The 12,697-nt window shown below is 61.6% G+C and carries 12 protein-coding genes; 8 read left to right on the top strand and 4 right to left on the bottom strand.

Going from position 1 to position 12,697, the window contains the following annotated elements; all coding sequences use genetic code 11:
* The 4 genes from GX181_07655 to GX181_07640 all read left to right on the top strand — a co-directional run.
* Positions 1-476, top strand: a 476-nt coding sequence (locus GX181_07655) for an FkbM family methyltransferase (protein NLM71816.1), incomplete at its 5' end; no start/stop codon positions are given.
* The gene (locus tag GX181_07650) at positions 473-1,591 is read left to right on the top strand and encodes a glycosyltransferase (protein NLM71815.1); all 1,119 of its coding nucleotides are present in this window, start codon (positions 473-475) and stop codon (positions 1,589-1,591) included. The genes GX181_07655 and GX181_07650, both read left to right, overlap by 4 nt.
* A gap of 27 nt (positions 1,592-1,618) precedes the next feature.
* Entirely contained in the window at positions 1,619-2,170 is a 552-nt protein-coding gene (locus tag GX181_07645; GenBank protein NLM71814.1) for a GNAT family N-acetyltransferase, read from the top strand.
* Positions 2,167-3,261 carry a glycosyltransferase family 4 protein gene (locus tag GX181_07640; GenBank protein NLM71813.1) on the top strand — a complete coding sequence of 365 codons (1,095 nt, stop codon included), beginning with the start codon at positions 2,167-2,169 and terminating at the stop codon, positions 3,259-3,261. The genes GX181_07645 and GX181_07640 overlap by 4 nt, the downstream gene beginning before the upstream one ends.
* Positions 3,262-3,266: 5 nt before the next feature.
* Here GX181_07640 and GX181_07635 read toward each other — a convergent pair whose 3' ends face one another.
* Genes GX181_07635 through GX181_07620 form a run of 4 tightly spaced genes read right to left on the bottom strand, consistent with a single transcriptional unit; the run spans position 3,267 to position 7,328 of the window.
* The gene (locus GX181_07635; protein NLM71812.1) at positions 3,267-4,274 is read right to left on the bottom strand and encodes a hypothetical protein; all 1,008 of its coding nucleotides are present in this window, start codon (positions 4,272-4,274) and stop codon (positions 3,267-3,269) included.
* Complete coding sequence (locus tag GX181_07630; protein ID NLM71811.1) at positions 4,271-4,888, bottom strand: hypothetical protein; 618 nt, start codon at positions 4,886-4,888, stop codon at positions 4,271-4,273. Before GX181_07630 ends, GX181_07635 begins: the two co-directional genes overlap by 4 nt.
* Before the next feature lie 13 nt (positions 4,889-4,901).
* The gene (locus GX181_07625) at positions 4,902-5,882 is read right to left on the bottom strand and encodes a hypothetical protein (protein ID NLM71810.1); all 981 of its coding nucleotides are present in this window, start codon (positions 5,880-5,882) and stop codon (positions 4,902-4,904) included.
* 12 nt (positions 5,883-5,894) lie between these two features.
* Positions 5,895-7,328 carry an MBOAT family protein gene (locus GX181_07620; protein NLM71809.1) on the bottom strand — a complete coding sequence of 478 codons (1,434 nt, stop codon included), beginning with the start codon at positions 7,326-7,328 and terminating at the stop codon, positions 5,895-5,897.
* 132 nt (positions 7,329-7,460) lie between these two features.
* Between GX181_07620 and gmd the strand changes: the two genes are divergently transcribed.
* The 4 genes from gmd to GX181_07600 form a co-directional block, all read left to right on the top strand.
* Positions 7,461-8,558, top strand: coding sequence for a GDP-mannose 4,6-dehydratase (gmd, locus tag GX181_07615; protein ID NLM71808.1), 1,098 nt, complete (start codon positions 7,461-7,463; stop codon positions 8,556-8,558).
* On the top strand, positions 8,552-9,481 hold the full coding sequence (locus tag GX181_07610; protein ID NLM71807.1) for a GDP-L-fucose synthase: 930 nt from the start codon (positions 8,552-8,554) through the stop codon (positions 9,479-9,481). The genes gmd and GX181_07610 overlap by 7 nt, the downstream gene beginning before the upstream one ends.
* A 299-nt stretch (positions 9,482-9,780) precedes the next feature.
* Entirely contained in the window at positions 9,781-10,725 is a 945-nt protein-coding gene (locus tag GX181_07605; GenBank protein NLM71806.1) for a hypothetical protein, read from the top strand.
* 670 nt (positions 10,726-11,395) lie between these two features.
* The coding region (locus GX181_07600; protein NLM71805.1) for an S-layer protein at positions 11,396-12,697 on the top strand (1,302 nt) is incomplete at its 3' end.

Below are 12,697 nucleotides of genomic sequence, written 5' to 3'. Positions count from 1 at the left end.
GGACAGGACTATGCGTCGAGCCCATTCCGGACGTCTTCAAAGAGCTGGTCGCGAACCGCCCCGGCTCGATCTGCGAGAACGTCTGCGTCTCGAACGTCGAGGGGGAGCTGGAGTTCGCCAGGGTGGAGGGGGTCGAGGCCCTGAGCGGCATAGCGGACAGGATGGACAGGCGGCACAGGCGCAGGATAAAGAGCGAGGGCGGCCGGGTCGAGATGATGCGCCTGCCGTCGCTCAGGTTGCAGACACTGCTGGACAGGCACGGCATCGACAGGATTGACTTTCTGAGCATAGACACGGAGGGCGCGGAGCTGGATGTGATCCGGTCCCTTGACTTCGAGAGGACATGCGTCAACGCCGTCTGCGTGGAGAACAACAGCGGGGAGCGGAAGGTGAGAAGGCACCTGGAGCAGAACGGTCTCGCCTACCTTCTGACATTGGGAGACTTGGACGACCTGTACGTCCGAGCCGGGAGGTGATCAAGATCGCTTTCAAAGACCTGCGGAAGCGTCTGCGCGCCGCCAAGAACAGGGTGTGGCCTTCGTGGAGCGACGAGGAGTACGTGCACCGAATGCTCCGCGTGCACAACCAGGGGAGTCGCCTGCCCTTGGTCATGTACGCGGAACTGGGATCGGACTACGGCCGTCCGGGCCTTGGGCTGGGCTACGGCACGGCGCACTTCTTCTACTCGCTGGTCGGGGGAGGCTATCCTGTGGTTCAATTCCCCTACGACCGGGTCCGAGCCGACCTCGGACACGAGCGAATGCAGTCGGCGCTTCGACTCGCCTGCATGCTGTTCAGGCCGTCTGTCCTGTTGCACGCCATACTGGACGACGAGTTCAACGCCGATACGATACGCTCCATCTCCGACGAGCTCGGGGTGCCGACCATCGCCTTCTTCAGCGACGACCACTGGCGTTTCCACGACTTCTCCCGCCACGCCGCCCGTCCGTACGACTGGGTCTGCACCACCAGCGCGACGGCCGAGGTTCTCTACAGGGAGGGGGGTTTCACCAACGTCATACGCAGCCAGTGGGGGGCGAACCACTTCTTCTTCCGCCCCCTGACTTGCGCCTACGAACATGACGTGTCGTTCATCGGGCAGCCTCACGGAGGCAGGAGGATGGTCGTCGAGTTCCTGCGGGCCAAGGGGATGAATATAACCGTGCGGGGGCGGGGGTGGAAGGAGGGGCGGATAAGCCTGGGCGACATGATCCGAATGTTCAGCGCCAGCCGCATCAATCTGAACCTGAGCAACGCCTCCGTCTCCGGGGAGGAGGGCGGGAGGCCGCTCCTTCAGATCAAGGGCAGGGACTTCGAGGTGCCGGCATGCAGGGGATTCCTGCTGACGCAGGACAACCCGGAGCTGTACGAGTACTTCGAGCCGGGAAAGGAGATAGCTGTCTACTCCGACGCGGACGACCTCGCCGAGAAGATAGGCTACTACCTGTCGCACGACGACGAGCGGGAGAGAGTTCGCAAAGCCGGATACGAGAGGTTCCTGAGGGATCACACGATGCTGGCGCGGCTGGAGGCGATCTTCTCCAGGGCGGTGCCCGGATGGGAGCGGACGGGGCAAGCCCCTCCGCGTTAGAGCGAAAGATAAGGGGGGACGGTTCTGGTGCTGTTGGAAACCGGTGTCGAGGGGCTTTTTCTCAGGGAGCTGCGGATGGATGACCTCGAGGGCTTCTACTCGTGGCAGAACGACCCGGAGATCGCAAAGTACTACGTGTTTACGCGCGTTCCGCGCACGAGGGAGGAGGCGCGCCGAGCTCTGGAATCGATAGTTGCGGGGGGAGGCGGAGACTCGGTCCACCTGGCGGTCGCAAGGAACGCACACACGCCGGATGACGAGTTCCTGGGGGTGATGAGCCTCAAGAGCATCTCCGCGCTGGACCGGCATGCGGAGTTCGCCGCCGTGATAGCGTCGGCCCGCGAGATGGGCAAGGGGTACGGCAGGGCCGCGTCGGTGCGCATGATCCGCTACGGGTTCGACACGCTCAACCTGCGCAAGATCTATCTCAGCATACTGTCGGGCAATGAAAGGACCATTCATCTATACGAGACCATGGGTTTCCGCCGCGAGGGAATCTTCAGGCAGCACGTCTATATCGGCGGGAAGTACGAGGATCTGGCCTGGTACTCCCTGTTCCCGGAGGAGCTGAAGGATTGAACGTCCTCTTCTGCTCCGACGCGATGATAGTCGACGGGGTGACCTCCTTCGTGTTTCATCTCGCCACCGCGCTAAAAGAGGGAGGGCACCGGGTGGCGGTGCTCGGCAGATGGGCGGGCAAGGGCTTCCAGTCCCGCCTTCGCGGCCGCGGCGTAGAGGTGATATCCATGCCGTCGCCCACCGTCGGCAACTTCTGGTTCGACTGCAGGGCCGGGAAGTTCTCGCCCGACGTCATAGTCACCGATTCGCGCCGCTCGTTCCCCCTGGCGGTCAGGCTCAAGGCCGTCACCGGCGCCAGGATATTCACTTTCTTCCTGGACCATCTGGAGAAGACCGACAGGAGGGGGCGCGACGTTGGTTCGCTGGTGCGCCACAGCGACGCCTGGCTGTCGGCGGAGCCGCCGATACTGGAAAAGCTGGGGGAGATACCCACTCCATTCCCCAAGTTCCTCTTCCGAAGGCCACTGACCGGGCTGATCAGGGCCTCGCCAGCGCCTCCGCGGGATCCCTTCCGGGTCCTCTGCTTCGGGCGGCTGAGCGGATACAAGTCCGCCGGGCCTCTGGCCCTGCTCCAGGGGGCGCCGGATCTGAAAAAAGAGATCCCTTCTCTCGAGATCACGTTCGTCGGCGGCGGTTGGAGGGCGTGGAAGTTCCGCCTGCTTGCGGAGCGCATCAATTTGGAGGCGAGGGAGCGCTTCATCCACATAGCGGGGACCCGGACGGATCCTCAGCCCTGGTTCGACCGGTCGACCCTCGTGTGCGCCGGGTCGACCTCCGCGGTCGAGGCCGCGCTAGCCAATCGCCCCGTGCTGGCTTTTTCCGGCTTCTGGATAGGCCACCTGACGCCAGAGGTGATGGATATCGCACTTGAAAACTACTTCGGGGAGAGGGGCGGGCTGCATTACATCAGGGAGAGCCCCGGGCTGATACCGGAAGGGGTGCTGAAAATTCACCGAAACTGGGACGATCTGCGGATAGAGGAGAGCACGGCCCGAGTGCGGACCGCGCTGGAGCCTCGCTTCATGCGGGATGAGGCGGCATCGGAGTTCAGCCGCATTTTCAATAGCCTGTCACTGAATGGAGGGCTATAACCTGCTCAAGCGTAAGAGTCCAGGTCGCGGGCCCTCCTGTACAACGCCCTTGCGCCCAGCCTCGCACGTCTGATCCGTCCGCGCAGGGTGAAGCTCTCCTCTGGTCGGACCGTCACGGGCTCGGGGTTGGACTCCGGCATCTCGGCCAGCATGGAGACCAGCGTCGGGAAGAGGTTGTACCTGTTCAGCACCAGTTCCCTGGACTCCCGCAGCAGAGGCGCAGACCTCTCGAAGACACCGCTCTCCATCGCCTCGAGCATGACTCCGACGGCCTCCTCCGGCCTCTCTATGTCGATGGGCGCGAAGGCGCCGGACGAGAAGTACTCCTCAAGGTTCGGGCAGCCCCAGTAGAATGGGAACGCGCCCCCGAGATAGCAGTCGGCCAGCTTCTCCGTCCAGTAGTGGGGGCAGACGGAGTTCTCCATGACTATGTGGTACCTGTAAGGCATGATGGCGTCGCGCTTGCATGCGGCCACCCTCTGTCGTCCTGTCCCGAAAATGTCCAGTCCCGGAATTTGAATTCGCTCGAGGTACGACACGAATTCGTCGCGAATCCTGTGCCCCTCCCTGCCCCTCTTCGCCGAGCAGACGACCGAGATCAGGCCCGTCTTCCCCTCGAAGGGGGAGCTGCCCGCCAATGTGTCGTAGCTCTCGACGAACCTCTCGCCCCCCGCGACGTCGAACTCCCGTCCGTAGTGCCAGGGAAGAGCCTGCTGCCGGGCGACGATCCCGGGGTGACTCAGGGCGTGGCAGGTCAGCACGCGGGCGAACTGAGCCGTGAAGGCCTCCGGGTAGCTCTTGATCATGGGAGGCTCTCCCGTTGCCAGTATCGTCCTGGACGGGGGGCAGACGACGGTCGTCCTTCGCGTCAGACCCTCGTAAACCACCCAGGCGTCCGCCTCGTCGCACGACGGGTCGGTCGTGAAGCGAACGCCGTCCCACATTCCCTCTCCACCGGGCGTCTGCAGGAGCAGCGGCCAGTTCGGAGACGGAGCGGTCAGCTTGACTATCATGGCAGGCGTCCGTCCTCGGTCATCGGTATGATCCTGATAATATCGCGGTCCACCGAGAAGGCCGAGCTTGGGAAGAGGCGGGCCGCGGTCTCCCTCATCCGCTCTATCGACGGGTATCCCTCGTCCACGCCGAAACACCTGGCGTCGTCGATCAGCAGCAGGTGCCCCCTCACCGGGTGCGCGCCGATCAGCTCCAGCTCCTTCAGAATCGGGGTCTCCTCCTCCCCCCTCGCGGTGTCGCCTCGGGAGTAGTGAGCGTCGAGCCAGAAGAGGCATCTCTCCTCCCTCACAAGTTCGAGGACGTCCGCCAATCTCTCCCCGCTGTCCCCTTGAAGGAGGCGTACCTTCGGGGCCGAGGCGAAGCGGTCGCACGCCCTCCTGTACAGATCTTCGCCCAGCTCGATCGAATAGAGCCGGTCGAAGAAGGGCATCATGGCCGCCAACGTCCTGCCCTCGTAGGTCCCCGTCTCGACGAACACACGGATCCCGCTTGCTTTCGCATGCTCGATGATGATCGCCTGCTTCAGCACGTTCGGAAGGGGGACGGGCCTCCCCTTAAGCCTCCATTCGATGCTGGCCGCGAGTTCTCGCAGGCCGCGCGTCAAACGATTCATGTCGTCAACCTCCTTAATTCCGGTTCGCCCTCTTCGTCGCTCCCGCCGGGACCCTCCCGCTCAACATGGCCGGTCGCTGCGAGCGTATGCTCTCGATGTCCCCGAAGATGAGGGGCGTGACCTTCTCCGAGCCGGAGGCCGACAGGTGAGAGTTGTCCAGGAAGTCCTCGTACTCAAGCCCGTACTCCTCCCTCTCCCAGCTCCCGACCAGCCTTGTCGGGCCCAGGGCGTCGTCGAGAGCCCGGACCAGGATGTCCGTCCTGTCGAAGAACTCGTCCTCCAGCGAGCCGATGTCCCAGAAGGGAGTCAGCACGAAGACCAGGATTCCCCCGTATGCCTCGCAGAGCTCCTTGATCCTCCTCATGCTGCCGACCTGGAAGTCCGACAGGGGGAAGTTCTCCAGGTCCAGTCGAAAGGGCCTGTCCCGGTCCTCGAACGTCATGTTCAGAAAGTCCATGTGCGGCAGTCCCTCGAAGCCCATCTCCGCGCCGGTCTTTCGCGGCGAGCCTCTTATCGCGTTGGCGAACAGAACGGCGGGGAGGTGGTAGAAGTTGCCGTGGACGCCCGAGATAAGATCCCACTGCTTTCTGTCGAGCAGGATCCTCTCGTAGGGGCTGTCGACGTGAGACGACTCGAAGAAGAAGTCGGCGTCGAGTACGTAGAACACGAACTCCGCCTCGTCCAACAGGTCGATGTGCTTGGTGTAGGTGTGCAGCATCTCGAAGGGCCCCGCAGCCACCTGGCCGATGTTGGCGACGTCCGTGCTTCCCAGCCCGTTCAGATCCGCTATCACGCTCGGCACGAGCTGGTGGAAGCAGCGGCTGCTGCCCATCAGCAGGACCCGAGGCTTCTCCGTCACCCACGAGGCGTTGTCGTACAGGCAGGACAGGAGCGCCAGGTCGAAGACGCCCCTGATGCGAAAGATCGCGAACTGGGCGGCGAAGAGAAGCAGGGAGGAGCACAGTATGATTCGGACCAGTCGCTTGTATCTCATGATCACCCCGCCTCAGAACTGGAAATAGAGGAATTCCGACACCCGGTTCAAGAAGCAGATGCCGACCAGCAGGATCAGGCCCACCGCGAGCGCCCAGCGGTCGTTGAACTTGCCGTCGCGGAATTTTCCGAAGGTCCACTCGTGGCTGGACGGCGCTGCCGTCGCAAGAAGGAGACAGGCCGCCAACACCAGAACTCTGTCGAGCGGGAGGCCGCCGGCCGCGTCAAGACCTCCGTTGAGGCCGAACATGCCGCGCAGCACCTCCATCGCCCTCCCGAAGGTCTCCGCCCTGAAAAAGACCCATGCGACGAGCACGGAAAAAAACGTGGCGCCCCACCCGAGCAGGCCGCGCAGCCGGGATGGCCGCTCTTTCGACGCGGGCGAGCCGGGCCTGATCGCGGCGATGGCGTGGTTCACACACAGGTAGAGTCCGTGCAGGCCGCCCCACACGACGAAGTTCCACGAGGCGCCGTGCCACAGACCGCCCAGCAGCATGGTGGACATCAGGTTGACGTATCGGCGAAGCTCCCCCCGCCGGTTTCCTCCCAGCGGGATGTAGAGGTAGTCCCTGAGGAAGGACGACAGGGTCATGTGCCACCTCCTCCAGAAATCGGCTATCGAGCGCGCCTTGTAGGGAGAGTTGAAGTTGACCGGCAGCTCGATGTTGAACATGCGTCCGAGTCCGAGGGCCATGTCCGAGTAACCGGAGAAGTCGAAGTATATCTGGAAGGCGTAGCCGAGGACCGCCCCCCAAGCAGCGAAAAAGGCAGGCGCTACGTCGGCGTCGAACACATCGGAGACCCACGGCGACAGGGTGTCGGCTATGACCAGCTTCTTGAAAAGGCCGAAGGAGAGCAGGGTGAGCCCCATCGCCAGGTTTCGGTAGCTAAGGGCGAATGTGCGCAGACGCCGAAACTGGGGGACTATCTCGTCGTACCGGACTATCGGCCCCGCGATAAGCTGCGGGAAAAAGGTGATGAAAAGAGCGTAATGCTTGAAGGAGCAGCCGCGCGTCGTCCCTCTGGAGCAGTCTATGAGATAGGCGATCTGCTGGAAGGTGAAGAAGGAGATGCCGAGCGGGAGGAAGATGTCGCGTGGGGCCCAGCCCCGTCCGCAGAGGAGCGCCAGGTTCTCCATGAGGAAGTTGGCGTACTTGAAGTAAGCGATCAGGGCTAGGTTGACCCCGACGCCGAGGCGGAGAGCCGCGCGCCCTCCCCGGTCCGCTGAGGCGCCCCTCTCGATGATTCGCCCGAGGGAGTAGTTGAAGGCTATCGAGAAGAGGATCAGCAGGACGAAGGGCGGATTCCAATAGGAGTAGAAGACGAGCGACGCCGCCAGAAGCACGGAGAGCGCCGCGCCTGTGGCCCTGAAGCGCGACGCGAGGCGGAACAGCACCCACGTCGCGGGCAGGAATAAGAAAAGAAAGACGTAAGAGTTGAACAGCATGCGCCTTCACCCTTTGAGACGGATTTCGGTTATTATAACAGCCTCCGAACGGTTTTGGACAACGAGCCGCGATTGTGATAGCCTTTGACCGTTAGGCAGACGGCATTCGCAACGACGAACGGGAGTGAGGCAATGAGGAAGAAAGCGCTGATCACCGGAATCACCGGCCAGGACGGGGCCTACCTTGCGGAACTTCTGCTGGGCAAGGGTTACGAGGTCCACGGGGTGAAGAGGCGTTCATCGCTGTTCAACACGGCGAGGATCGACCACCTGTACGAGGATCCTCACCAGGAGGACAGGCGCCTCGTACTGCACTACGGCGACCTGACGGACTCCTCCAACCTGATAAGGATAGTTCAGGAGGTGCAGCCGGACGAGATCTACAACCTGGCCGCTCAGAGCCACGTGAAGGTGTCGTTCGAGTCACCGGAGTACACGGCGGACGGCGACGGCCTCGGCGTGCTGCGCCTGCTGGAGGCCATCCGCATCCTCGGGCTGGAGCGAAAGACGCGCTTCTACCAGGCCTCCACCAGCGAGCTGTACGGCAAGGTGCAGGCCGTCCCGCAGGACGAGAGCACCCCCTTCTACCCGCGAAGCCCCTACGCCGCAGCCAAACTCTACGGATACTGGATCACCGTGAACTACCGGGAGGCCTACGGGATGTTCGCCTGCAACGGCATACTCTTCAACCACGAGTCCCCGCTCAGGGGCGAGACCTTCGTCACCAGGAAGATAACAAGGGCGGCGGCGCGAATATCGCTTGGGCTCCAGAAGAAGCTCTACCTGGGCAACCTGGACGCGAAGCGCGACTGGGGGCACGCTCGCGACTACGTGGAGGCGATGTGGCTGATGCTGCAGCAGGACGAGCCGGACGACTATGTCGTGGCGACGGGCGAGACGCACTCGGTGCGCGAGTTCGCCACCCTGGCCTTCGCCGAGGCGGGAATACCGCTGGAGTGGCGGTGGGAGGGAGTGGAGGAGAGGGGCGTCCGAACGGACAGCGGAGAGACGGTCGTCGAGGTGGACCCGAGGTACTTCCGCCCCACCGAGGTCGATCTGCTGCTCGGCGACCCAAGCAAGGCCAGGCGAAAGCTCGGCTGGGAGAGGAAGATCACTTTCGGCGAGCTTGTGACGGAGATGGTGCGCGCGGACCTCGACCTGTTCAAGCGCGACCTGCTCTGCCGCGAGGCCGGATACAGCGTCTGCCCGGCGGCGGAGGAGCAATGCTGACCGGGGACGGGATATTCGTCGCCGGGCACAGGGGGCTGGTCGGCTCTGCCATCGTCCGCAGGCTGGAGAGAGGCGGCTACAAGAACTTGATCCTCGCGACCAGGAGCGAGCTGGACCTAACCGACCAGGCCGCGGTCAGGAGCTTCTTCGAGGCGCGCAGGCCAGACCACGTGATTCTAGCCGCGGCAAAGGTCGGGGGCATTCTGGCCAACTCCGCATACCCGGCGGACTTCATCCACCAGAACCTTGCCATAGAGGTGAACGTCATCCACCAGGCATGGCTGTCCGGGGTGAAGAAGCTGCTCTTCCTCGGCAGCTCCTGCATATACCCGAGGATGGCGCCTCAGCCGATAAGGGAGGAGTCCCTGCTGACCTCCGCCCTGGAGCCGACTAACGAGGCCTACGCCATAGCCAAGATTGCGGGGCTCAAGATGTGCGAGTACTACAACCGGCAGCACGGCGCGCGCTTCATCTCCGCCATGCCGACGAATCTGTACGGCCCCGGAGACAACTTCGACCTGGAGACCTCGCACGTGCTGCCGGCCATGATGCGAAAGTTCCACGAGGCGAAGGAGAACGGCGACCGGACAGTGACCCTGTGGGGAAGCGGAACGCCGCGCAGGGAGTTCCTCTACGTTGACGACCTTGCGGACGCGTGCGTCTTTCTTATGGAGAGCTACGAAGAGGCGGAGTTCGTCAACGTGGGCACGGGCGTGGACGTCACGATAAGGGAACTGGCGGAGCTGGTCCGCCGCACGACGGGCTTCGAGGGCGAAATAGCCTGGGACGGTTCGAAGCCGGACGGCACCCCTCGAAAGCTGCTCGACGTCTCCAGGATGAAAGCGCTGGGCTGGAGCGCGTCCGTAGCCCTGGAGGAGGGCCTGAAGCGCACGTACGAGTGGTACGTCGCGCATCAACGCTGAGTTCAGGACCCAACCATCATGAACCTGCGGTTGTTTGCAGTCATCCCGAACGCCCAAAGGGCGGAGGGATCTAACGGCAGGGCGTGTATCCAGCCCGAGATCCCTTCTTATTGAACAACCCCCTCCTTTTTCGTATAATATTCATGAAACGATAAAACCCGGACAGGCATAAACACACGCGAGGGAGGCTGGATACCATCGCACCGACAACTAGCGACCATACGACGGACATAGTCGGAGAGCTCGACGCAAAGGCACAACCGGATACAGATGACACTGAACGCGCCGACGGCGACTCCATGTGGAAGACCCTTATGCAGGGAAACTTCGACGAGATGCTGGAGTCTATCCTTCCCGAGCTGGCCGCCCAGGTGGACAAAAAGCGCAAGACGGAGTTTCTCGACAAGGAGATGAAGGACCTCAAGGCACTCATGGGCGGTGCTTGGCAGGCCCCCGACCTTCTCGCCAAGGTCCCGGTTAAGGGAGGACGCGACATCTGGCTCGCCCTCCACGTCGAGGTGCAGGACAAGGGAGGGGACGACTTCCCCGAGCGCATGTTCTACTACCACTCCATGATCCGCTTCAAGTACCTCAAGCGGAAGAAGTATGAAGAGGAGCTGGAGTCCGAGAGCGGTGGGGGACGAATCACGACGAAAAATCGCCGGGGAGTCGTTGACGTGGTGTCGATGGCCATACTAACCGCCCCTAGGCCGAAGGGGGAGCCCGAGCGCTACGAGCACGTCTCCTACGGCAACGAACTTCGGTACGTCTACCCGACCGTTAAGCTGTGGGAGCTGGACGTAAAACGTCTTGAGGAAAGCCATAATCCGTTCGACCTTGCACTCCTGGCCGCCAGACGCGTGATAGACAGTGGCCGCTCTGACAACAAGCGAATAGCATTCTTGAAGCAGCTCGGCGGTCTTCTCGACGAGCGAGGCTGGTCTCGGGAGCGTTGTCTGGTTCTCTATCGGTTTATTGAATGGGCGTTGCGCCCCCGCAGCGAGGAGAAGTTGGAGGAGTACAAGAAGTGGGCGCAAAAGGAGGAGAAGAAGATGTACGTCACTGTGGTGGAGAAGATAGGCATGGAAAAGGGCATGGAGATTGGCCTTGAGAAGGGGAAGGAGGAGACCAAGAGAGAGGCCGCTCTCCGGATGCTGGACAAGGGTTTGGCACCGTCTCTCATAGCCGAGTGCGTCGACCTCACCGAGGAGGAAGTCCTTAGTCTAAGAAAAGAGCGTAGTTGAGGCCTCTAAACTGGGACTCCTCGAGGTAAGCGATCGACACGAACGGAAAAAACGTCTGTTCGGCTTTTTACTTGTTTCATCCCGAAGACCGACCGGCGTTCCCCTCCGTCATCCCGAACGCCCAACGGGCGGAGGGATCTCACGGCAGTGCGTGAATCCAGCCCGAGATCCCTCCCACTCGTCGCTACGCTCCTCGGGATAGCGATCGACTCGAACGGGAAAACCGCCCGTTCGGTCGCCTGCTTACCATCGCTGCGCGATGTTCGGGATGACAATTGGAGTTTCGCTCGTTCGGAATGACGATAATGCGCTCGGGATGACGAAGAATCGCGGATTATCTAGGTATTTTACGCAAAATGGGCCTTTAGGCCTATTCCCATCTCCGGATCCTTCCGATAGAATGCACTGGAAGTGTCAGGTTGAGTACATTGACAATTTGACCTTGGACGATTGCTTCAGTTCCTTCGTGTGGAAATCCCGATGGCCCGAGAGGAGGTGCGACGACCCCCTGCCAAAAAGGACGAGCGAAGGATGAAGGCGGACTGTATCGATACAATGCGGAGCGGGGAAGAGGTAAAAGGAAACGAGGAAACTTTCACCTGAACCCCCGGGACGCGGAGGATCGAATCAGCCGCGATATACAAACACTTAACCAAGGGGGTTAAAACAGATGAAAAAGATTCTTGCACTTGTTGCAGTAGTCGCGCTTGTTGTGTTCGCAGCTCCTGCGTTCGCAAACGTGAACCCGTTCATGGATGTTCCCATGAACCACTGGGCCTACGATGCCATTGGGCAGCTCGCGGCCCGCGGAGTGCTCTCCGGCTATCCGGATGGCACCTACAAGGGCAATCAGCCCATGACCCGCTACGAGGCAGCTTCTGCTGTCGCCCGCGCACTGGCGGTGGTCGACATGACCAAGGCCAGCAAGCAGGATGTCGAGATGCTGAAGAGACTCGTAGTCGAGTTCAAAGACGAGCTTGACGCCCTCGGCGTGAAGGTCGACCAGATCGACAGCAGGCTCGCGGTGATCGAGGATCGCCTCGGTGGCTGGCAGATCCGCGGCGAGTTCCGTTTCGACGGCCGCTGGGGAAGCAATGACAACGGGCTTTACGGCCTTGATGGCGGCACAGACGAGTTCCAGATGAGCCGCTATCGTCTGCACCTGACGAAGTACATCGACGACAAGGTCACCTTCTATGCCCGTCTGAACGGGGAAAACGCGACATTCGCCCAGTATTGGCTTGATGTCAAGTTCCCCTGGGACATCACGATGCGTGTGGGTAAGCAGAACTTCGATTGGGAAGACGAAGATTCGCTGTATGTGGACAACGACGCATGGATGACCGACATCGACTTCAAGGGCTTCCACTTCAGAAAGCCCTTCGGAATGGGCGAGTTCGCTCTTGTCGTCGGACACGACGAGGGTGCGGGCGTGCTTGAGACTATTGACGCCGATACTGGACTTCCCTCACTCAGAGACTCCTCCTTCGGAGAGGGGTACACCCTCGGTGCGCGCGCGAAGTTTAACTTCAACGAGCAGGTCTGGTTCTCTGCCAACTACCTGAGAAGAGACTTCAAGGATCCTTCAGAGCTTGCACTGGATGGCTATAACAGCCTGTCCACCCTGTGGGCGGTTGGAAACGTCAACTTCACTCCTGCTATCGCGCTGAGACTGGCGTACTACATGCAGAAGTTCGACACGGAGGCCGGAACGGCCGCAGACGTCAGGCACGCCGGGATCGACTCCCCGAACGCGCTGAAGGCGATCGTAGACATCAAGCAGGAGGCTCTCAAGTTCACCTCCCTGTGGCTCGAGTACTCGAAGTTCGACGATGGATTCATCACGATGAACATGGCTGGTCCGTGGGATCACATGGGCCTTGTGACCGGACCCTGGATCGGCGGTCTGTATGAGAACACGATGCTCTTCAGGGCTGACCAGTCCTGGACCGACCAGTGGGCGACCTTCCAG

It is taken from the genome of Synergistaceae bacterium (assembly GCA_012521675.1).
Taxonomy (GTDB): Bacteria; Synergistota; Synergistia; order Synergistales; family Aminobacteriaceae; genus JAAYLU01.
Note: the sequence above shows the minus strand (reverse complement) of the source record. Positions and strands in the feature narration are given on the sequence as shown.